16 protein-coding genes are annotated in these 20,776 nt (G+C 65.5%); 9 read left to right on the plus strand and 7 right to left on the minus strand.

All coding sequences use genetic code 11. The features are described from left to right. Nucleotides 1-156 precede the first annotated feature (156 nt). The 8 genes from glnE to AC2CQI_RS18375 all read left to right on the plus strand — a co-directional run bounded on the left by glnE (nt 157) and on the right by AC2CQI_RS18375 (nt 10,195). On the plus strand, nt 157-3,090 hold the full coding sequence (gene glnE, locus AC2CQI_RS18340; RefSeq protein WP_484577501.1) for a bifunctional [glutamate--ammonia ligase]-adenylyl-L-tyrosine phosphorylase/[glutamate--ammonia-ligase] adenylyltransferase: 2,934 nt from the start codon (nt 157-159) through the stop codon (nt 3,088-3,090). 144 nt (nt 3,091-3,234) lie between these two features. Then, on the plus strand, nt 3,235-4,284 hold the full coding sequence (gene waaF / locus AC2CQI_RS18345; RefSeq protein ID WP_484577502.1) for a lipopolysaccharide heptosyltransferase II: 1,050 nt from the start codon (nt 3,235-3,237) through the stop codon (nt 4,282-4,284). Next, nucleotides 4,285-5,346: a lipopolysaccharide heptosyltransferase I gene (gene waaC, locus AC2CQI_RS18350; protein ID WP_075801673.1), complete on the plus strand. Its 1,062-nt coding sequence runs from the start codon at nt 4,285-4,287 to the stop codon at nt 5,344-5,346. Continuing rightward, complete coding sequence (locus AC2CQI_RS18355; RefSeq protein WP_484577503.1) at nt 5,346-6,470, plus strand: glycosyltransferase family 4 protein; 1,125 nt, start codon at nt 5,346-5,348, stop codon at nt 6,468-6,470. The genes waaC and AC2CQI_RS18355 overlap by 1 nt, the downstream gene beginning before the upstream one ends. Further along, entirely contained in the window at nt 6,467-7,273 is an 807-nt protein-coding gene (gene rfaP / locus AC2CQI_RS18360; RefSeq protein ID WP_484577504.1) for a lipopolysaccharide core heptose(I) kinase RfaP, read from the plus strand. The genes AC2CQI_RS18355 and rfaP overlap by 4 nt, the downstream gene beginning before the upstream one ends. Next, the gene (locus tag AC2CQI_RS18365) at nt 7,273-8,007 is read left to right on the plus strand and encodes a lipopolysaccharide kinase InaA family protein (RefSeq protein WP_075801676.1); all 735 of its coding nucleotides are present in this window, start codon (nt 7,273-7,275) and stop codon (nt 8,005-8,007) included. The genes rfaP and AC2CQI_RS18365 overlap by 1 nt, the downstream gene beginning before the upstream one ends. Then, the gene (locus tag AC2CQI_RS18370) at nt 8,004-8,756 is read left to right on the plus strand and encodes a lipopolysaccharide kinase InaA family protein (RefSeq protein WP_484577505.1); all 753 of its coding nucleotides are present in this window, start codon (nt 8,004-8,006) and stop codon (nt 8,754-8,756) included. The genes AC2CQI_RS18365 and AC2CQI_RS18370 overlap by 4 nt, the downstream gene beginning before the upstream one ends. Then, nucleotides 8,756-10,195, plus strand: a complete 1,440-nt coding sequence (locus AC2CQI_RS18375) for a lipopolysaccharide kinase InaA family protein (RefSeq protein ID WP_484577506.1) — start codon at nt 8,756-8,758, stop codon at nt 10,193-10,195. Before AC2CQI_RS18370 ends, AC2CQI_RS18375 begins: the two co-directional genes overlap by 1 nt. Nucleotides 10,196-10,289: 94 nt before the next feature. Here AC2CQI_RS18375 and fdhA read toward each other — a convergent pair whose 3' ends face one another. From fdhA to AC2CQI_RS18410, 7 genes are all read right to left on the minus strand, one after another. After that, nucleotides 10,290-11,489 (minus strand): formaldehyde dehydrogenase, glutathione-independent, encoded by a 1,200-nt coding sequence (gene fdhA, locus AC2CQI_RS18380; RefSeq protein WP_484577507.1) that lies wholly within the window; start codon nt 11,487-11,489, stop codon nt 10,290-10,292. A 266-nt stretch (nt 11,490-11,755) separates the two neighbouring features. Next, complete coding sequence (purU, locus tag AC2CQI_RS18385) at nt 11,756-12,613, minus strand: formyltetrahydrofolate deformylase (protein ID WP_484577508.1); 858 nt, start codon at nt 12,611-12,613, stop codon at nt 11,756-11,758. Between the two features lie 14 nt (nt 12,614-12,627). After that, nucleotides 12,628-13,260, minus strand: coding sequence for a sarcosine oxidase subunit gamma (locus tag AC2CQI_RS18390; protein WP_075801681.1), 633 nt, complete (start codon nt 13,258-13,260; stop codon nt 12,628-12,630). A 153-nt stretch (nt 13,261-13,413) separates the two neighbouring features. Further along, nucleotides 13,414-16,431 (minus strand): sarcosine oxidase subunit alpha, encoded by a 3,018-nt coding sequence (locus AC2CQI_RS18395; protein WP_484577509.1) that lies wholly within the window; start codon nt 16,429-16,431, stop codon nt 13,414-13,416. Next, complete coding sequence (locus tag AC2CQI_RS18400; RefSeq protein WP_075801683.1) at nt 16,428-16,757, minus strand: sarcosine oxidase subunit delta; 330 nt, start codon at nt 16,755-16,757, stop codon at nt 16,428-16,430. The genes AC2CQI_RS18395 and AC2CQI_RS18400 overlap by 4 nt, the downstream gene beginning before the upstream one ends. A 14-nt stretch (nt 16,758-16,771) precedes the next feature. Beyond that, nucleotides 16,772-18,022 carry a sarcosine oxidase subunit beta family protein gene (locus AC2CQI_RS18405; protein WP_484577510.1) on the minus strand — a complete coding sequence of 417 codons (1,251 nt, stop codon included), beginning with the start codon at nt 18,020-18,022 and terminating at the stop codon, nt 16,772-16,774. Between the two features lie 15 nt (nt 18,023-18,037). Beyond that, on the minus strand, nt 18,038-19,291 hold the full coding sequence (locus AC2CQI_RS18410; RefSeq protein WP_075801685.1) for a serine hydroxymethyltransferase: 1,254 nt from the start codon (nt 19,289-19,291) through the stop codon (nt 18,038-18,040). A gap of 362 nt (nt 19,292-19,653) precedes the next feature. Here AC2CQI_RS18410 and AC2CQI_RS18415 point away from each other — a divergent pair, with 362 nt between their 5' ends. Continuing rightward, complete coding sequence (locus tag AC2CQI_RS18415) at nt 19,654-20,694, plus strand: threonine aldolase family protein (RefSeq protein ID WP_075801686.1); 1,041 nt, start codon at nt 19,654-19,656, stop codon at nt 20,692-20,694. The last annotated feature ends 82 nt before the right edge of the window (nt 20,695-20,776 follow it).

Below are 20,776 nucleotides of genomic sequence, written 5' to 3' on the forward strand. Positions count from 1 at the left end.
TGATTAAAAACCGGTTGAGAAAAGGCTTGCCGTGATGTTTTCTGCCAAGAAAGACGCAATTGCCGCTATTTTCAACTTTTGTACGACAGTCCAACCCGGGCCGCGCCTTGGCGCTGTAGCCACCGCCTGCTTTTTCCCGCCGATCAAGGATAGACCATGAGCCTGCCTTCGCTGGTCGCACTGCCAGATACTCTCCAACACCTGACCAGCAGCAACGAACAGTCGCTGCGCAGCGCCGTGGCCACCCATGACGGGCTGAGCCTGGACAGTTGGACCGCCGAACGCTGGGCCGGGTTCGCCCGGGTTGCCGCTGCGAGTGAATTCGTCCTCGAACAGAGCGTGCGCGATCCGGCCATGCTCCTCGGCCTGGTCGACAGCGGCGAGCTGGACCGCCGCTACGCCCCCGGCGAGCTGTGTGCGCAACTGGCCGCCGCCGCCCAGGCCGCGACCACCGAAGACGAACTGGCGCGCAACCTGCGCCGCCAGCGCACCCGCCATCAGGTACGGATCATCTGGCGCGACCTAACCCGCCAGGCCGACCTGGTGGAAACCTGCCGCGACCTTTCCGACATGGCCGACGCTGCCATAGACCAGGCCTACCAATGGCTGTACCCGCGCCATTGCCAGCAGTTCGGCACGCCGATCGGCAACCGCAGCGGCCTGCCACAACAGATGGTGGTGCTGGGCATGGGCAAGCTCGGCGCGGTGGAACTGAACCTTTCGTCGGATATCGACCTGATCTTCGCCTTTCCCGAAGGCGGCGAGACCGAAGGCGTGAAGCGCTCGCTGGACAACCAGGAGTTCTTCACCCGCCTCGGCCAGCGCCTGATCAAGGCCCTGGACCCGATCACCGTCGACGGCTTCGTGTTCCGCGTCGACATGCGCCTGCGCCCCTACGGCTCGTCCGGCGCCCTGACCCTGAGCTTCAACGCTCTGGAGCAGTACTACCAGGACCAGGGCCGCGACTGGGAACGCTACGCCATGATCAAGGCCCGGGTGGTCGCCGGCGACCAGGCGGCCGGCAGCCAGTTGCAGGAAATGCTCCGGCCCTTCGTCTACCGCCGCTACCTGGACTTCTCGGCGATCGAAGCGCTGCGCACCATGAAGCAGCTGATCCAGCAGGAAGTCCGGCGCAAAGGCATGTCGGAGAACATCAAGCTCGGTGCCGGCGGCATCCGCGAGGTGGAGTTCATCGCCCAGGCCTTCCAGTTGATCCATGGCGGCCGTGACCTGAGCCTGCAACAACGCCCGCTGCTCAAGGTGCTGGCGACCCTCGAAGGCCAGGGCTACCTGCCCGCTGCGGTGGTCGAGGAACTGCGCGAAGGCTATCTGTTCCTGCGCTACACCGAACACGCCATCCAGGCCATCGCAGACCGCCAGACCCAGATGCTCCCGGACGGCGACCTCGACCGTGCGCGCATCGCCTTCATGCTCGGCTTCCCCGACTGGGCGGCATTCCACGCCCAGCTGATGCACTGGCGCGGGCGGATCGACTGGCACTTCCGCCAGGTCATCTCCGACCCGGACGATGAAGACGGCGAAGGCGAAGTGGTGGTCGGCGGCGAATGGCTGCCACTCTGGGAAGAAGCCCAGGACGAGGAAGCTGCCTGTCGCCAGCTCGACGACGCCGGTTTCCGCGACGCCGCCCGGGCCCTGAAGTTGCTCGCCGGGCTGCGTTCCAGCCCCAACCTGCGTTCCATGCAACGCCTCAGCCGCGAACGCCTGGACTCCTTCATCCCGCGCCTGCTGGCCCAGGCCGTCGAGCACGACGACCCGGACCTGGTCCTGGAACGGGTGCTGCCTTTAGTAGAAGCCGTGGCCCGCCGCTCGGCCTACCTGGTGCTGCTCACGGAAAACCCCGGCGCCCTGCGCCGCCTGCTGACCCTGTGCGCCGCCAGCCCGTGGATCGCCGAGCAGATCGCCCGCTTCCCGCTGCTGCTCGACGAACTGCTCAACGAAGGCCGCCTGTTCAGCCCGCCCAAGGCGCCGGAACTGGCCGCCGAACTGCGCGAGCGCCTGACCCGCATCCCCGAGGATGACCTCGAACAACAGATGGAGGCCCTGCGGCACTTCAAGCTGGCCCACAGCCTGCGGGTCGCCGCCTCGGAAATCGCCGGGCACCTGCCGCTGATGAAAGTCAGCGACTACCTGACCTGGCTGGCCGAAGCCATCCTCAACCAGGTACTGGCCCTGGCCTGGCGCCAGACCGTCGCCCGCCATGGCCGGCCGCAGCGCAGCGACGGCAGCCCGTGCGACCCGGGCTTCATCATCGTCGGCTACGGCAAGATGGGCGGCCTGGAGCTGGGCCACGGCTCGGACCTTGACCTGGTGTTCATCCACGACGGCGATCCCCAGGCCGAAACCGACGGTGCCAAGCCGATCGACAGCGCGCAGTTCTTCACCCGCCTGGGCCAGCGCATCATCCACCTGCTGACCACCCAGACCGCTTCCGGCCAGCTCTACGACGTGGACATGCGCCTGCGACCTTCCGGCGCTTCCGGGCTGCTGGTCAGTTCGGTCGGCGCCTTCGAGCGCTACCAGCAAAACGAAGCCTGGACCTGGGAACATCAGGCCCTGGTCCGCGCCCGGGTGCTGGTGGGCTGCCCGCAGGTCGGCGCGGCCTTCGAGGACGTGCGTGCCCGGGTCCTGGGCAAGCAGCGCGACCTGGCCGTGCTGCGCACCGAAGTCAGCGAGATGCGCGCCAAGATGCGCGACAACCTCGGCACCAAATCCACCGCCGCCGGCACCGCCGCCAACGCCTACGACAGCGGCGTTCCCTTCGATATCAAGCAGGATGCCGGTGGTATCGTCGATATTGAATTTATGGTGCAATACGCCGCGCTCGCCTGGTCCCACAGCCATCCGGCGCTGCTGCGCTACACCGACAACATCCGCATCCTCGAAGGTCTCGAGGAAGCCGGGCTGGTTCCGGCCAGTGATGCGGTGCTGCTGCGCGAGGTGTACAAGGCGTTCCGCTCCGCCGCTCACCGCCAGGCCCTGCAAAAGCAGGCCGGGGTGATCGATGCCGGGCAGTTCGTCAGCGAACGCCAGGAAGTGCGGCGGATCTGGAGCGAACTGGGACTGAGCTGAAACGTGATCGGGACCCGGCGGCAGGAAGCCCGCCTACACTGAGCGTCGTGGACTGCTGGTTGTCACCGAGCCTGAATATAAAGAAGGGAGGCCAGTGCTGTTGCAAGACAGGCTGCAGCCTCCCTGATCGTTTCTGGATAAAGCATGAGAATTTTGATAATCGGGCCCAGCTGGGTGGGCGACATGGTAATGGCGCAGACGCTGTTCCAGGTCCTGAAGCAGCGTCACGCCGATTGCGTGATCGACGTGCTGGCCCCCGAATGGAGCCGGCCGATCCTCGAACGCATGCCGGAGGTCCGCCAGGCCTTGAGCTTCCCGCTCGGCCACGGCGTGCTCGACCTGGCCACGCGGCGGCGCATCGGCAAATCCCTGGTCGGCCAGTACGACCAGGCGATCCTCCTGCCCAACTCGCTGAAGTCGGCCCTGGTGCCGTTCTTCGCGAAAATCCCCAAGCGCACCGGCTGGCGCGGCGAATTCCGCTACGGCCTGCTCAACGACGTGCGCCGCCTGGATAAAGAGCGCTACCCGCTGATGATCGAGCGCTTCATGGCCCTCGCCTATCCCGCCGGCAGCGACCTGCCGCAGCCTTATCCACGCCCGAACCTGCAGATCGAAGCCGCCAGCCGCGAGGCCGCCCTGGCCAAATTCGGCCTGGAGCTGGACCGCCCGGTCCTGGCCCTGTGCCCCGGCGCCGAGTTCGGCGAGGCAAAGAAATGGCCGGCCGAGCACTACGCCAAGGTCGCCGAGGCGAAGATCCGCGAAGGCTGGCAGGTCTGGCTGTTCGGCTCGAAGAACGACCACCCGGTCGGCGAACAGATCCGCGACCGCCTGATCCCGGGTTTCCGTGAAGAATCCTTCAACCTCGCCGGCGAAACCTCGCTGGCCGAGGCCATCGACCTGCTGTCCTGCGCCGATGCCGTGGTCTCCAACGACTCCGGACTGATGCATGTGGCCGCCGCCCTGAACCGTCCGCTGGTGGCGGTCTACGGCTCCACTTCGCCGGGCTTCACCCCGCCGCTGGCCGACCAGGTCGAAGTGGTGCGCCTGGGCCTGGAATGCAGCCCGTGCTTCGACCGCACCTGCCGCTACGGCCACTACAACTGCCTGCGCCAGCTCGAACCGGGCGCGGTCAACGACGCCCTGCAACGGCTGAACGGGCCGACGCTGGTCGATATCAGCCCAGAGGTCGACTAAGTGCGGGTTCTGCTGATCAAGACCACGTCCCTGGGCGACGTGATCCACGCCCTGCCGGCCCTGACCGACGCGGCCCACGCCATCCCCGGGATCAAGTTCGACTGGGTGGTGGAAGAAGGCTTCGCCGAGATTCCCACCTGGCACCCGGCGGTGGACCAGGTGATCCCGGTGGCCATCCGCCGCTGGCGCAAGAATCTCTGGCAGACCTTCAAGAACGGCGAATGGCGCCAGTTCAAGAAGCGCGTACGCGAGCGCAAGTACGACCTGGTGATCGACGCCCAGGGCCTGGTCAAGAGCGCCTGGCTGACCCGCTACGTGAAGAAGACCCCGGTGGCCGGCCTCGACCGCTACTCGGCCCGCGAAGGCTTCTCCAGCCGTTTCTATGACCGCCGCCTGTCGGTCGCCAAGGGCCAGCACGCGGTGGAACGCATCCGCCAGCTGTTCGCCCTGGCCCTGGGCTACGACATTCCCGAGGGCATCGGCCACTACGGCCTGGACCGCAGCCGCCTTGAAGAAGTCGGCGTGGCCCCTTATGTAGTGTTCCTGCATGGCACCACCTGGGACACCAAGCACTGGCCCGAGCTGTACTGGCGCCAGCTGGCCGAACGCCTCGGCCGCGCCGGCCTGCATGTGTGCCTGCCGTGGGGCAACCCGACGGAAAAGGCCCGTGCCGAGCGCATTGCCCAGGGGCTGAAGAACGCCCGGGTGCTACCCAAACTCAACCTGGCCGGCGTGGCCAGGGTACTGGCTTCGGCCAAGGCCTGCGTCGCGGTGGATACCGGGCTCGGCCACCTGGCGGCAGCGCTGGACGTACCCACCCTCTCCCTGTTCGGCCCGACCAACCCGGGCCTGACCGGGGCCTATGGCGCGGTCCAGGTGCACATCGCCAGCGACTTCCCTTGCGCGCCCTGCCTGCGCAAGAAGTGCAATTACAAACCGAGCGTCGAGGAACTGCGCCGGTTCGATCTCAAACGTGAGTGGCCACTGTGCTTCACTCGCCTGAATCCCGAACGGGTAGCGCGCCAGTTGGGCGAGCTGCTGCGGGCCGAGGATGTTCGTTGATGCAACTGGCTTTCGTGCTCTACAAGTATTTCCCCTTCGGTGGCCTGCAGCGTGACTTCATGCGCATCGCCCTGGAGTGCCAGCGCCGCGGGCACCAGATCCGTGTCTACACCCTGATCTGGGAAGGCGACGTGCCGCCCGGCTTCGAGGTGCTGGTGGCGCCGGTCAAGGCGCTGTTCAACCATCGCCGCAATGAAAAACTCAGCGCCTGGATGGAAGCGGACCTGGCCAAGCGCCCGGTGGACCGCCTGATCGGCTTCAACAAGATGCCGGGTCTGGACGTCTACTACGCCGCCGACGGCTGCTTCGAAGACAAGGCCCAGACCCTGCGCGGCGGCCTGTACCGTCGCTGGGGCCGCTACCGGCACTTCGCCGAGTACGAGCGCGCGGTGTTCGACCGCGAGGCGAAGACCGAGATCCTGATGATCTCCGAAGTGCAACAGCCGCTGTTCATCAAGCACTACGGCACCCAGGAAGAACGCTTCCACCTGCTGCCACCGGGCATCTCCCAGGACCGCCGCGCCCCGGCCAACGCTGCCGAGATCCGCGCCGGGTTCCGCCGCGAATTCAAGCTGGGCGACGACGACCTGCTGCTGGTACAGATCGGCTCCGGGTTCAAGACCAAGGGCACCGACCGCAGCCTCAAGGCCCTCGCCGCCCTGCCCTCGGCCCTGCGCAAGCGCACCCGGCTGATGGTCATCGGCCAGGACGATCCCAAGGTCTTCCAGTTGCAGGCCACCACCCTCGGCCTGGGTGACCAGGTGCAGTTCCTCAAGGGGCGCAGCGATATCCCGCGCTTCCTGCTGGGTGCCGACCTGCTGATCCACCCGGCCTACAACGAAAACACCGGTACCGTGCTGCTGGAGGCGCTGGTCGCTGGCCTGCCGGTACTGGTCACCGCGGTGTGCGGCTACGCCCACTACATCGCCGAGGCCGACAGCGGCCTGGTGCTGGACGAGCCCTTCGAGCAGGAACAGCTCAACCGCTACCTGCAACGCATGCTCGAAGATCCCGCCGCCCGCGCCAGCTGGGGCCAGAACGGCCTGGCCTTCGCCGAAACCGCCGATCTGTACAGCATGCCGGAGCATGCCGCCGACGTGATCCTCGGTCAGGAGCGCCCATGAAACTGATACTCAAGGAGCCGTTCAAGCGGCTCTGGGCCGGACGCGACCCTTTCGAAGGCGTCGAGGCCCTGCAGGGCGAGGTCTACCGCGAGCTGGAAGGCCGTCGCACACTGCGCACCGAAGTCGCCGGCGAAGGCTTCTTCGTCAAGATCCACCGTGGCATCGGCTGGGGCGAGATCTTCAAGAACCTGTTCAGCGCCAAGCTGCCGGTGCTCGGTGCCGGCCAGGAATGGACCGCCATCCAGCGCCTGCATGAAGTCGGCGTGCCGACCATGACCGCCGTGGCCTTCGGCGAGCGTGGCAGCAACCCGGCGACCCAGCACTCGTTCATCGTCACCGAGGAGCTGGCGCCGACCATCAGCCTGGAAGACTTCAGCCTCGACTGGGTCAAGCAGCCGCCCGAGCCACGCCTCAAGCGCGCGCTGATCGCCGAAGTGGCGAAGATGACCGGCGGCATGCACCGCGCCGGGGTCAACCACCGCGACTGCTATATCTGCCACTTCCTGCTGCACACCGACCGTCCGGTGTCGGCGGACGATTTCCGCCTGTCGGTGATCGACCTGCACCGCGCCCAGACCCGTGACAAGATTTCCCGGCGCTGGCGCGACAAGGACCTGGCCGCCCTGTATTTCTCGGCGCTGGACATCGGCCTGACCCGGCGCGACAAGCTGCGCTTCCTGCGCGGCTACTTCCAGCAGCCACTGCGGCAGATCCTCGCCGAACACGCCAGCCTGCTGCGCTGGCTCGACGGCAAGGCGCAAAAGCTCTACGAGCGCAAGCAACGGTATGGGGACGCGCTCTGATGGCGGGTTGGACACTGGAGCCGAAATACGCGGCCCTGGCAGAGGATTTCGGCAGTATCGACGCGGTCTTCGCCCTCGAGGGCGAACGCCTGACCCGTGATCCGCTGAGCGAAGTGGTGCGCGTCGAGCGTGACGGCGTCAATTACTACGTCAAACGCTACACCGGCGCCGGCAAGCACCTGCGCCGCTACCTCGGGCGCCCGCGGATCAAGGCCGAATGGCAGAACCTCAAGCAGTTCGCCAAATGGCAGATCCCCACCGCCGAAGTGGTCGCCTGCGGCCTGGAGCGCAACGGCCTGAGCTTCGGCCGCGGTGCGATGATCACCCGCGAGCTGCCGCGCACCGAAGACCTCAACGTCATGGCCGAGCGCAACGACCCGCGCCTCCAGGACCGCCAGTGGGTCGACAGCGTCAGCCGCCAACTGGCCCGGCACACCCGGGTCATGCATGACCACCACTTCACCCATAACGACCTGAAGTGGCGCAATCTCCTGGTGGACGACGCAGGCACGCTATTCTTCATCGATTGCCCGACCGGCGACTTTTGGTGGGGCTTCATGTTGCGTTACCGCATCACCAAGGACCTGGCGTGCCTGGACAAAGTGGCCAAGTATCACCTGTCGGCCACCCAGCGCCTGCGCTTCTACCTGCAATACCGCCAGCGCGAACGCCTTAACGCGTCGGACAAGAAGCGCATCCGCCATATCGTGAAGTTTTTCGAGGGACGTGAATGAGTGATTTTGTCGCCAGTGCCGATGTGGCGCTGCTCGAACGCCATGGTTTGAACGGCTTCGACCAGCTCTGGGCACTGCAACTGGACGCGGTGGACGAGCCCAACACCGGGCGCGGTGGCTGGAGCAGCGTGTTCCGCCTGGAGCTGGAGGGCAAGGGTTTCTACCTCAAGCGCCAAAGCGACTACCTGACCCACACCCTGCACGCCCCCTTCGGCGAGCCGACCTTCGCCCGCGAGTTCCGCAATATCAGCCGCTACCAGAAGCTGCAAATCCCGGCCTTGCAGGCGGTGTACTACGGCGAGCGCAAGGTCGAGGGCCAGCGCCGCGCGATCCTCATGACCCGTGCCCTGGACGAGTGGAGCGACCTCGACCTGCTGCTCGGCCAGTGGCCGGAGCTTGACGATGGCCAGCGCCACGGCATCCTCCGTGCCTGCGGCCAGTTGGCCCGGACCCTGCACACGTCCGGTCAGGTGCATGGCTGCTTCTATCCCAAGCACATTTTCCTGCGCGAGCGCGGCGACGGCTGGCACGCGCAACTGATCGACCTGGAAAAGACCCGGCCGCTGCTGTTCGGCCAGCGTGACCGCCTCAAGGACCTGGAGCCGCTGCTGCGCCGCGCCCCGGTCTGGCAGGAGGCCGATGTGCGCCTGCTGCTGGCGGCCTACCTGGAACAACCGGCGGACAGCGCGCTGGTCAACACCTGGCTGGAACGCCTGGTGCGTCGTCGTCGCCACAAAGGATCCCGCTGATGCGCTTGTCTGAACTCAAGGATGCCGGCCGTACCCCGCAACTGCCCCTGAGCATCACCCTGGCCGATGCCGCTGGCAGTGCCGAGCTGCAACTGCTCAGCCTGCTGCGGGTGCTGCCGGGGCAGCGCTATGTCGGTGCCGGTGTCTGGCGCGGCAAGCCGGTGCTGGCCAAGCTGCTGGTCGGTGGCAACGCCGCCCGGCACTTCCAGCGCGAACTGGCCGGGGTGCGCCTGCTGGCGGACAACGGCGTGACCACCCCGCTGCTGCTGGCCGACGGCCTGAAGGAAGGCGAAGGCGGCTGGCTGCTGTTCGAGTTCCTCGAAGGCTCATGCAGCCTGGGTGCTGCCTGGGCCGAGGTCGAAGGCCAGGCGCCGCTCAGCGACGAGCAGAGCCTGATTCTCGGCGAAGCCCTGGCCGCCGTGGCCGGATTGCACGCCAAGGGCCTGTGGCAGGACGACCTGCACCTGGACAACCTGCTGCGCCACAACGGCCAACTGTTCGTCATCGACGGTGGCGGGATCAAGGCCGAAACCCCGGGTCAGCCGCTGTCGCGCCAGCAGGTGCTGCAGAACCTCGGCGTGCTCTTCGCCCAGTTGCCCAAGCGCCTGGAGCCCTTTATCGAGGAACTGCTGGTGCACTACCTGCTGGCCAACAGCGAGCATGCCCTGCCGCTGGAAGCCTTGCAGAAGCAGATCGACAAGGTGCGTCACTGGCGCCTGAAGGACTACCTGGACAAGGCCGGCCGCGACTGCACGCTGTTTGCCGTGGAGCGCGGTGCATCCGGCCTGCGCGCCATCCCGCGCACGGAAGTGGCGGCGATGCTGCCGGTGCTGGAGCAGGCCGATGCGCTGATCGACCAGGGTCACCTGTACAAGACCGGCGGCGCCGCCAGTGTGGCGCGGGTCGAGTGCCAGGGCCGGCCGCTGGTGATCAAGCGCTACAACATCAAGAACACCGCCCACTGGTTCAAGCGCTTCTGGCGCCCGAGCCGGGCCTGGCATTCGTGGATCGAAGGGCATCGCCTGGCGTTTCTCGGTTTTGCCACGCCCAAACCGCTGGCGGTGCTGGAAACCCGAACCCTGGGGCTGCGGGGCAAGGCGTACCTGGTAACCGAGTTGCTGGAAGGGCCGGACCTGATGGCGGCCTTTGCGCCTTATGTCGAAAGCGGTGACGTGCCGGAAGAACAACTGGCGGCGTTGCAGCACCTGCTGGCCCAGCTGATCCACGAGCGCATCAGTCATGGTGACCTGAAGGCCTACAACCTGTTCTGGCAGGACGGGCAATGGGCGCTGATCGATCTGGATGCCATGAGCCAGCATGCGACCCAGATGAGCTTTGCGCCGGCCTTTGCCAAGGACCGGGCGCGGTTGCTGAGGAACTGGCCGGTGGAGAGTGCGTTGTACAAGCGGCTGGACGAGTGCCTGCCAAAGGTTGATTGAGCTCTAAGCCTTAAGCTACAAGCGGCAAGAGAAAAGCAGCGGTGAGGCTGGCTGCTTTTTCTTGCCGCTTGAAGCTTAGAGCTTGAAGCTGCCGTCAGGCCGCACTGAACATCTTGTGCGGATCGATCACGAATTTCTTCGGCACACCGGCATCGAACTCGCCGTAGCCTTCCGGCGCCTGGTCCAGGCTGATCACCTGCACACCGACCACTTCGGCAATGTTGATGCGGTCCCACATGATCGCCTGCATCAGCGCGCGGTTGTACTTCATCACCGGGGTCTGGCCGGTGTGGAAGCTGTGGGACTTGGCCCAGCCCAGGCCGAAGCGGATGCTCAGGGCACCGATCTTCGCCGCGGCATCCACCGCACCCGGGTCCTCGGTCACGTACAGGCCCGGGATACCGATCTTGCCGGCCACGCGGGTGACCTGCATCAGCGAGTTGAGCACGGTGGCCGGCGCCTCGTGCTTGGCACCTTCGTGGCCGTGGCCACGGGCCTCGAAGCCAACGGCGTCGACCGCGCAATCCACTTCCGGCTCACCGAGGATGTCGATGATCTGCTCGTGCAGCGGCGTGTCCTTGGACAGGTCGACCACTTCAAAGCCCTGGGCCTTGGCATGGGCCAGGCGCGCCGGGTTGAGGTCACCGACGATGACGCAGGCCGCACCCAGCAGGCGCGCCGAGGCAGCGGCGGCCAGACCGACAGGGCCGGCACCGGCCACATACACGGTGCTGCCCGGGCCAACGCCAGCTGTCACGGCGCCGTGGTAACCGGTCGGCAGGATGTCGGACAGGCAGGTCAGGTCGCGGATCTTCTCCATGGCCTTGTCGCGGTCCGGCAGTTTCAGCAGGTTGAAGTCGGCGTACGGCACCAGCACGTATTCGGCCTGGCCACCGGTCCAGTCGCCCATGTCGACATAGCCGTAGGCGCCACCGGCACGGGCCGGGTTGACGGTCAGGCAGACGCCGGTGTGCATTTCCTTGCAGGAGCGGCAGCGGCCGCAGGCGACGTTGAAGGGTACGGAGACCAGGTCGCCGATCTTCAGGTGCTCGACGTCACTGCCCTTCTCGACCACCTGGCCGGTGATTTCATGACCCAGGACCAGGCCGACCTGGGCGGTGGTACGACCGCGCACCATGTGCTGGTCGGAGCCGCAGATGTTGGTGGAGACCACCTTGAGGATTACCCCGTGCTCGATCTTGCGACCGCGCGGGTCCTGCATCTTCGGATAATCGATCTTCTGTACTTCGACCTTTCCGGAGCCGAGATACACCACTCCACGATTGCCAGACATGCTTTTACCTCGCTTGATTTGTAGTTATGCAGCGTTGGTTGCAGCGCCACCGTCCATGGGCGGCATGTGTTACTGGAATGGGGGAATTGTGGGCCTGCCTGCCGTGATTGCAGTGACCAGATGCGACAGCCAGTTATCTACCGGCGGCAGGTTTTTTGTCGGTTTCAGAAATGCAAATCGCTGGCAAGCCAGCTCCCACAGGTACCCCACCGTCCTTGAGGGCAACGGTGAACCTGTGGGAGCTGGCTTGCCAGCGATGAGGCCAGTCAGAGCACTACAGTGCGATTGGCGTTAAGAAACACCCGGCGCTCAATGTGATACCCAACCGCCCGCGCCAGGGTCAGGCACTCGATATCCCGTCCCTTGGCGATCAGATCCTCGGGATAGTGGCTGTGGTCCACCACCTCCACCCCCTGGGCGATGATCGGGCCTTCGTCGAGGTCGTTGTTGATGTAGTGCGCCGTGGCGCCGACCATCTTCACGCCCTTGTTGTAGGCCTGGTGATACGGCTTGGCGCCCTTGAAGCCGGGCAGCAGCGAGTGATGGATATTGATCGCCCAGCCGTCCAGCCGGCGGCACAGCTCGGGCGACAGCACCTGCATGTAGCGGGCAAGGATCACCAGCTCGGCACCGGACTCCTCGATCACCTGCAGGACCTTACGCTCCTGCCCGGGCTTGTCGTGGGGGTCCAGCGGGAAGTGGTAATACGGAATATGGTGCCACTCGGCCAACGGCTTGAGGTCCGGGTGGTTGGAGACCACCGCCACCACATCCATGCCCAACTGGCCGATGCGCTGGCGATAAAGCAGGTCGTTGAGGCAGTGATCAGCCTTGGAGACCATGATCACCACCTTCGGCCGGTGGTTCGGCGCGGTCAGCTCGAAGTTCATGCCGAAAGCCTCGCCGCGCTCGGCGAGACCGCCGCGGAAGGCATGTTCATCGAAGTCCTCTGGCTGACGGAACTCGACGCGGATGAAGAAGCGCCCGGACAGCCGGTCATCGAACGAGTGGTGCTCGGTGACATAGCAACGCTGCTCGTAGAGGAAGCGGGTGACCGCGTCCACGGTACCGAGCAGGCTTGGGCAGTCGGCGGTGAGGATCCAGGTGTCCGGGGCACGGCTCATGCTGATACTCCTGCTCAGGCTTCGATGGCCAGGCCGTATTCGGCCGAGGCGTCCTGCAGCCACAGCCACCAGTAGTCGGAGAAGCTGCGGCGGATCAGCAGTTCCCAGGTTTCCTCGCCTGTGCGGCGGATCACCAGTTGCGACTTGGCGAACACGGTGCCGACGGCCTTGCCGACCGGGAAGTTGTTCGGGTGCACGTCGTAGCTGGTGGATTTCATCAGCACGTCACGCACGTTCGGACCGTCCAGCACCAGCAGGGTCTGCCCGCCGCTGACGTTGACCACCTGGATGTGCTGGCCTTGCAGGGCGTCGCGCAGGGCGTTCTCCACTGCGACTTCCTGGCCGCCAGGCACGATCAGCAGCCACTCGTCCGGGCCGAGCCATTGCAGGGACATGTCGCCGTTGGCGACCACGGTCAGGGCCACGGGCAGTTCCAGACCGATGGCCTTGAACACGCCGCTGGCGAAGGCCGGGTCGTGGCCGTCACCGCGAATGGTCAGGTGACCGAGGAATTTCTTTTCGCGCAGCGTCACACCCGGGTTCTTGCGGCCCTTGCCGACCAGGCTGGACAGGTCGGCGTGGTGCAGCGGCGATTCGGCCTTGGCGTCGGAGCCAGGGCGTTGTTCGTAGACGTTGATGGCGCTCATCTTTTTTATACCTGCCTTGAATTCTGTTGGACCTGTGTCGCTTTCGAGGGCCTCATCGCTGGCAAGCCAGCTCCCACAGGTACTGCATGCACCGGACCCTGTGGGAGCTGGCTTGCCAGCGATGAGGCCATCACAGCCCCCACAGGAACTCCGTCAAACGTTCTGCCGCTCACCCTTCGGATCGAAGAACACCGAAGAGCAGATCTCCGCCTCGATCACGCTGCCATCCGCCTGCGGCGAGTAGACACGCTCGCCCATGCGCTTGAGGCCGCCCTTGACCACACCCATGGCGAAGGAATAGCCCAGGGAGTTGGCGGCGTAGCTGGAGGTGACGTGGCCAACCATGTCCATCGGGATCGGCTGCTTCGGATCGAACACCAGTTGCGCACCTTCCGGCAGCCACTTGTTCGGGTCGACCGGCTTCAGGCCCACCAGTTGCTTGCGGTTGTCACGCACGCAGTCCTCGCGGTTCATGCCACGCAGGCCGATCCACGAGAACGGCTTGTTGCGGCCAACGCACCAGCTCATGTTGAGGTCGTCCGGGGTCATCGAGCCGTCGGTGTCCTGGCCGACGATGATGAAGCCCTTCTCCGCCCGCAGAACGTGCATGGTCTCGGTGCCATACGGGGTCAGGTTGTACTTCTTGCCAGCCTCGACGATCTTCTCCAGCACGCCCATGGCGTAGTTGGCCTGGATGTTCACTTCGTACGACAGCTCGCCGGTGAACGAGATGCGGAACACCCGCGCCGGCACGCCGCCGACCAGGCCTTCCTTCCAGCTCATGAACGGGAAGGCGTCCTTGTCCAGGTCGATGTCGCTGACCTCGGCGAGCAGCTTGCGGCTGTTCGGGCCGGACAGGGTCAGGGTCGCCCAGTGGTCGGTGACCGAGGTGAAGTACACCTTCAGGTCCGGCCATTCGGTCTGCTGGTAGATCTCCAGCCACTGCAGGACGCGGGCCGCGCCGCCGGTGGTGGTGGTCATGATGAAGTGGTTGTCGCCGACGCAGGCGGTCACGCCGTCGTCGAAGACCATGCCGTCTTCCTTGCACATCAGGCCGTAGCGGGCCTTGCCCACGTCGAGCTTGGTCCAGGCGTTGGTGTAGATGCGGTTGAGGAACTCCCGGGCATCCGGACCCTGGATGTCGATCTTGCCCAGGGTCGAGGCATCCAGCAGGCCCACGCTGTCGCGCACGGCCTTGCATTCACGGGCCACGGCTGCGTGGATGTCTTCACCACCGCGCGGGAAGTACCACGGACGTTTCCACTGGCCGACATCTTCGAACTCGGCGCCGTTCTTCACATGCCAGGCATGCAGGGCAGTGAAGCGCACCGGCTCGAACAGGTGGCCGCAGTGACGCCCGGCAACCGCGCCGAAGGTGATCGGCGTGTAGTTCGGGCGGAACATGGTGGTGCCCATTTCCGGAATGGTGATGCCCATGGAACGGGCAGCGATCGCCAGGCCGTTGATGTTGCCGAGCTTGCCCTGGTCGGTGCCGAAGCCCAGCGCGGTGTAGCGCTTGACGTGCTCGACCGACTCGAACCCTTCGCGGGTCGCCAGTTCGATGGCGGCGGCGGTGACGTCGTTCTGCTGGTCGACGAACTGCTTCGGCGCCCGGGCGGTGTTCTTGTCGTGAGGGACCTGGAACAGCGCGACGGTAGCTTCTTCATGACGTGCCAGGGTTTTCGGCACGGTCACGGCCGGGGCCTTGAAGCCGGCTTCGCTGGCTGCCAATGCGCCACCAGCAAAGCCGTCGGCGAGGGTGTCGCCGAGGGCAAAGACGCCGTTGATACCACCGACGCACACGCGTTTCTGCGGCGCATCGCCCGGCACGAAGCCGAGGATGTCTTCACGCCAGACCGGCTTGCCGCCCAGGTGCGAGGCCAGGTGGACCACCGGGCTGTAGCCGCCGGAGCTGCCGATCAGGTCGCAGTCCAGCCACTCGCCGGGGCTGGTGACCTTGTGTGCTTTCACGTCAATGGCAGCGACCCGGGCACCGGTCACGCGCTTGCTGCCACGGGACTCGACCACGGAACTGGAGGTGAGGATGCGGATGCCCTTGGCACGCGCTTCTTCCACCAGCGAACCGCGCGGGTTGTGGCGGGCGTCGGCGATGGCGACCACTTGCAGGCCGGCGTCGTGCCAGTCGAGGGCCACGCGATAGGCGTGGTCGTTGTTGGTCGACAGCACCAGCTTGCGGCCCGGGGCCACGCCGTAGCGGCGGATGTACACGGAGAGGGCACCGGCCAGCATGTTGCCCGGCACGTCGTTGTTGGCGTAGACCAGCGGACGCTCGTGGGCGCCGGTGGCCAGCACCACGCGCTTGGCGCGGACGCGGTGCATGCGCTGGCGGACCTGGCCGATCGGCGCGCGGTCACCGAGGTGGTCGGTCAGGCGCTCGTGAATGGTCAGGAAGTTGTGGTCGTGGTAGCCGTTGACCGTGGAACGCGACAGCAGGATGACTTCCGGCAGGCCCTTGAGTTCGTTGATCGCGGCGGAAACCCACTCGGCGGCCGGCTTGCCATCGAGGCTTTCGCGGCTGTCGAGCAGGCTGCCACCGAACTCTTCCTGTTCGTCGGCGAGGATCACCCGCGCACCGCTGCGGCCGGCGGCCAGGGCGGCGGCGATACCGGCAGGGCCGGCGCCGACCACCAGCACGTCGCAGTGGTGGTTCATGTAGTCGTAGGTGTCAGGGTCGTTCTGCAGCGGCGCACGGCCAAGCCCGGCGGCCTTACGGATGTACTTCTCGTAGGTCATCCAGAACGACTGCGGGTACATGAACGTCTTGTAGTAGAAGCCCGGCGGCATCATCTTGCCGCCGACCTTGCCGATGATGCCCATGACGTCGTTGTTGACGCTCGGCCAGCCGTTGGTGCTGGTGGCAACCAGGCCGGCGTACAGCGCCTGCTGGGTGGCGCGCACGTTGGGGATCTGCGTGGCTTCGCTGGCGCCGATCTGCAGGATGGCGTTCGGTTCCTCGGCACCGGCGGCGATGATGCCGCGTGGGCGCGAGTACTTGAAGCTGCGCCCGACGATATCGACGCCGTTGGCCAGCAGCGCGGCGGCCAGGGTGTCACCGGCGTAGCCCTGGTAGGTCTGGCCGTTGAAGGTGAAGTTCAGGACCTTGCTGCGGTCGATGCGACCACCGCTGGAAAGACGATAAACCTGGCTCATACCTTTTCTCCCTGGCCGTTGGCGACCAACTGCGGGGCGCTGCTCTTGCCTGTGACCTGCGGCTTGGCGCCGATCTTGTAGGTTTCCAGGATCTCGTAGGTCACGGTGTCGCGGGTGGCGTTGAAGTACTGGCGGCAACCGGCGGCGTGGATCCACAGTTCGTGGTGCAGGCCGCGCGGGTTGTCGCGGAAGAACATGTAGTCGCCCCACTGCTCGTCGGTGCAGGTGTTCGGGTCCAGCGGACGCGGAATGTGCGCCTGGCCGGACGAGTGGAACTCTTCCTCGGACCGCAGTTCGCCGCAGTGTGGACAGAAGATGTGCAGCATGATGGTTTCTCCTGTTAGTGGGCGACGGCGGCTGCGCCGTGTTCGTCGATCAGGGCGCCGTTGTGGAAACGGTCGATGGAAAACGGTTTGGCCAGCGGGTGCATCTCGCCCTTCGCCAGGCTGGCGGCGAAGACGTTGCCCGAGCCCGGGGTGGCCTTGAAGCCGCCGGTACCCCAGCCGCAGTTGAAGAACATGTTCTTCACCGGGGTCTTGGAGATGATCGGGCAGGCGTCCGGGCTGGTGTCGACGATGCCGCCCCACTGGCGGTTCATGCGCACGCGGGAGAGGATCGGGAACATTTCCACGATGGCCTGCAGGGTGTGCTCGATCACCGGGTACGACCCGCGCTGGCCGTAGCCGACCCAGCCGTCGATACCGGCGCCGATCACCAGGTCGCCCTTGTCGGACTGGCTGATGTAGCCGTGCACGGCGTTGGACATGATCACGCTGTCGATGATCGGTTTGATCGGCTCGGACACCAGTGCCTGCAGCGGGTGGGATTCCAGCGGCAGGCGGAAGCCGGCGAGGCGCGCCATGTGCCCGGAGTTACCGGCGGTGACCACGCCGACGCGCTTGGCGCCGATGAAGCCCTTGTTGGTTTCGACGCCGATCACGGTGTTGTTTTCCTTGCGGAAGCCGATCACCTCGGTCTGCTGGATCAGGTCGACGCCCAGGGCGTCGGCGGCACGGGCGAAGCCCCAGGCCACGGCATCGTGACGGGCCACGCCGCCGCGACGCTGCACGGTGGCGCCGATGATCGGGTAGCGGGTGTTCTTCGAGCAGTCCAGGTACGGGATTTCGTCCGCCACCTGTTTGGCGTTGAGCAGTTCGCCGTCCACGCCGTTGAGGCGGTTGGCGTTGACCCGGCGCTCGGAGTCACGCATGTCCTGCAGGGTGTGGCACAGGTTGTAGACGCCGCGCTGGGAGAACATCACGTTGTAGTTGATGTCCTGGGACAGGCCTTCCCACAGCTTCATGGCGTGTTCGTACAGGTGCGCCGATTCGTCCCACAGGTAGTTGGAACGCACGATGGTGGTGTTGCGCGCGGTGTTGCCGCCGCCCAGCCAGCCCTTCTCGATCACCGCGACGTTGGTGATGCCGTGTTCCTTGGCCAGGTAGTAGGCCGTGGCCAGGCCGTGGCCGCCACCGCCGACGATGACCACGTCGTAGACCTTCTTCGGCATTGGCGTGCGCCACATGCGCTGCCAGTTCTCGTGGTGGCTGAGGGAGTGCTTGAAGAGGCCGAAGCCCGAATAGCGTTGCATAGTCTGTTGCTCCACTCAGCGGTAAACCGGGAAGTCCGCACACAGTGCCGACACGTTGCGCGCCACATCGGCTTCCACATCGGCGTCGCCGAGGTTGTCGAGGATGTCGCAGATCCAGCCGGCCAGGGCCACGCACTGGGCGACCTTGAAGCCGCGGGTGGTGACGGCCGGGGTGCCGATGCGCAGGCCCGAGGTCACGAAAGGCGACTGCGGGTCGTTCGGCACGGCGTTCTTGTTGACGGTGATGTGGGCACGGCCCAGGGCGGCGTCGGCATCCTTACCGGTCAGGCCCTGACGGATCAGGCTGACCAGGAACAGGTGGTTGTCGGTGCCGCCGGACACTACATCGTAGCCACGATCGATGAACACGCCAGCCATGGCCTGGGCGTTCTCGATGACTTGTTGCTGGTAGGCCTTGAAGCCAGGCTCCAGGGCTTCCTTGAAGCACACGGCCTTGGCCGCGATCACGTGCATCAGCGGGCCGCCTTGGGCGCCGGGGAAGACCGCGGCGTTGAGCTTCTTCTCGATTTCTTCGTTGGCCTTGGCCAGGATCAGGCCGCCACGCGGACCGCGCAGGGTCTTGTGGGTGGTGGTGGTGACCACGTCGGCGTAGGGCAGCGGGTTCGGGTACAGGCCGGCGGCGACCAGGCCGGCGACGTGGGCCATGTCGACGAACAGCAGGGCACCGACCTTGTCGGCGATCTGGCGGAAGCGCGGGAAGTCGAGGGTCTTGGAGTAGGCGGAGAAGCCGGCGACGATCATCTTCGGCTTGTGCTCGACGGCCAGGCGCTCGACTTCGTCGTAGTCGATCAGGCCGGTGTCGGTGTTGATGCCATATTGGACGGCGTTGTACAGCTTGCCGGAGGAAGACACCTTGGCGCCGTGGGTCAGGTGACCGCCGTGGGCCAGGCTCATGCCCAGGATGGTGTCGCCGGCTTGCAGCAGGGCCAGGTAGACCGCGCCGTTGGCGGACGAACCGGAGTGTGGCTGGACGTTGGCGTAGTCGGCGCCGAACAGCTGCTTGGCGCGCTCGATGGCCAGGGCCTCGACTTTGTCCACATGCTCGCAGCCACCGTAGTAGCGCTTGCCCGGATAGCCTTCGGCGTACTTGTTGGTCAGGCCGCTGCCCTGGGCCTGCATCACGCGCTTGCTGGTGTAGTTCTCCGAGGCGATCAGTTCGATGTGATCTTCCTGACGTTGTTCTTCGGCGTTCATGGCCGCCAGCAGTGCATCGTCGTAACCCTGGATCTGGTCTTGCTTGCTGAACATCGCATTTCTCCCGGCAGCGGTGGGGCTCTTATTAAGTGGAACCCGTGTCATTGACGGGTGTCCTTTGCAGCGATGGTATGGCCGGGACGGCCCTGCCAGATGCCTGCGCACGCCACGCAAAGGTGCGTTTACGACATTGTTTTGTCTTGTTTGCGATAGTCGCTCTTTCGGGCCTCATCGCTGGCAAGCCAGCTCCCACAGGTGCTTTGTCATGCCCAGGTTCTGTGGCCAGCACAAAACCCTGTGGGAGCTGGCTTGCCAGCGATGAGGCCCCTGAAAACGACATCAAATCCAGGTTGTATAGGCAACCTCACAGGCCATGCTTTAGAGTGCTCCCCTGCCTTGCTAACAGGACCCGAGCCATGACAGAACAAAGCCAGCAATTCGCCAGCGACAACTACTCCGGTATCTGCCCGGAAGCCTGGGCCGCCATGGAAAAGGCCAACCAGGGTCACGAACGCGCCTATGGCGACGACCAGTGGACGGCCCGCGCCGCCGACCATTTCCGCCAGCTGTTCGAGACCGACTGCGAAGTGTTCTTCGCCTTCAACGGCACTGCGGCCAACTCCCTGGCCCTGTCGTCCCTGTGCCAGAGCTACCACAGCGTGATCTGCTCCGAGACCGCCCACGTCGAGACCGACGAATGCGGCGCGCCGGAATTCTTCTCCAACGGCTCCAAGCTGCTGACTGCGCGCAGCGAGAACGGCAAGCTGACCCCGGCCTCGATCCGCGAAGTGGCGCTCAAGCGCCAGGACATCCACTACCCCAAGCCGCGGGTGGTAACCATCACCCAGGCCACCGAAGTCGGCAGCGTCTATCGCCCGGAAGAACTCAAGGCGATCAGCCAGACCTGCAAGGAACTGGGCCTTAACCTGCACATGGACGGCGCCCGCTTCAGCAACGCCTGCGCCTTCCTCGGCTGCACGCCGGCGGAGCTGACCTGGAAAGCCGGGATCGACGTGCTGTGCTTCGGCGGGACCAAGAACGGCATGGCGGTGGGTGAAGCGATCCTGTTCTTCAACCGCAAGCTGGCGGAAGACTTCGACTACCGCTGCAAGCAGGCCGGGCAACTGGCGTCGAAGATGCGCTTCCTGTCGGCGCCGTGGGTCGGGCTGCTGGAGAACGGCGCGTGGCTGCGTCATGGGCAGCATGCCAACCATTGCGCGCAGTTGCTGAGCGGGCTGGTGGCGGATGTGCCGGGGGTCGAGCTGATGTTCCCGGTGGAGGCCAACGGGGTGTTCCTGCAGATGCCGGAAGCGGCGCTGGAACAGTTGCGTAATAAAGGCTGGCGGTTCTATACCTTCATTGGCAGTGGCGGGGCGCGGTTCATGTGTTCCTGGGATACCGAGGAGGCTCGGGTCAGGGAGCTGGCGGCGGATATCCGCGCTGTGATGGGGGCCTGAGGGCCTCATCGCTGGCAACGCCAGCTCCCACAAGGTTCGGCGGTGTACGCGATACCTGTGGGAGCCGGCGTTGCCGGCGATG

It is taken from the genome of Pseudomonas sp. P2S-1, from assembly GCF_057197725.1.

Coding starts and splice junctions, on each gene's coding strand:
- AC2CQI_RS18375 (WP_484577506.1), top strand. CDS start 8,756: ATGCGCTTGTCTGAACTCAAGGATGCCGGCCGTACCCCGCAACTGCCC.
- waaF (WP_484577502.1), top strand. CDS start 3,235: ATGAGAATTTTGATAATCGGGCCCAGCTGGGTGGGCGACATGGTAATG.
- AC2CQI_RS18370 (WP_484577505.1), top strand. CDS start 8,004: ATGAGTGATTTTGTCGCCAGTGCCGATGTGGCGCTGCTCGAACGCCAT.
- AC2CQI_RS18395 (WP_484577509.1), bottom strand. CDS start 16,431: ATGAGCCAGGTTTATCGTCTTTCCAGCGGTGGTCGCATCGACCGCAGC.
- AC2CQI_RS18365 (WP_075801676.1), top strand. CDS start 7,273: ATGGCGGGTTGGACACTGGAGCCGAAATACGCGGCCCTGGCAGAGGAT.
- AC2CQI_RS18415 (WP_075801686.1), top strand. CDS start 19,654: ATGACAGAACAAAGCCAGCAATTCGCCAGCGACAACTACTCCGGTATC.
- AC2CQI_RS18405 (WP_484577510.1), bottom strand. CDS start 18,022: ATGCAACGCTATTCGGGCTTCGGCCTCTTCAAGCACTCCCTCAGCCAC.
- fdhA (WP_484577507.1), bottom strand. CDS start 11,489: ATGTCTGGCAATCGTGGAGTGGTGTATCTCGGCTCCGGAAAGGTCGAA.
- AC2CQI_RS18410 (WP_075801685.1), bottom strand. CDS start 19,291: ATGTTCAGCAAGCAAGACCAGATCCAGGGTTACGACGATGCACTGCTG.
- purU (WP_484577508.1), bottom strand. CDS start 12,613: ATGAGCCGTGCCCCGGACACCTGGATCCTCACCGCCGACTGCCCAAGC.
- rfaP (WP_484577504.1), top strand. CDS start 6,467: ATGAAACTGATACTCAAGGAGCCGTTCAAGCGGCTCTGGGCCGGACGC.
- AC2CQI_RS18400 (WP_075801683.1), bottom strand. CDS start 16,757: ATGCTGCACATCTTCTGTCCACACTGCGGCGAACTGCGGTCCGAGGAA.
- AC2CQI_RS18390 (WP_075801681.1), bottom strand. CDS start 13,260: ATGAGCGCCATCAACGTCTACGAACAACGCCCTGGCTCCGACGCCAAG.
- glnE (WP_484577501.1), top strand. CDS start 157: ATGAGCCTGCCTTCGCTGGTCGCACTGCCAGATACTCTCCAACACCTG.
- AC2CQI_RS18355 (WP_484577503.1), top strand. CDS start 5,346: ATGCAACTGGCTTTCGTGCTCTACAAGTATTTCCCCTTCGGTGGCCTG.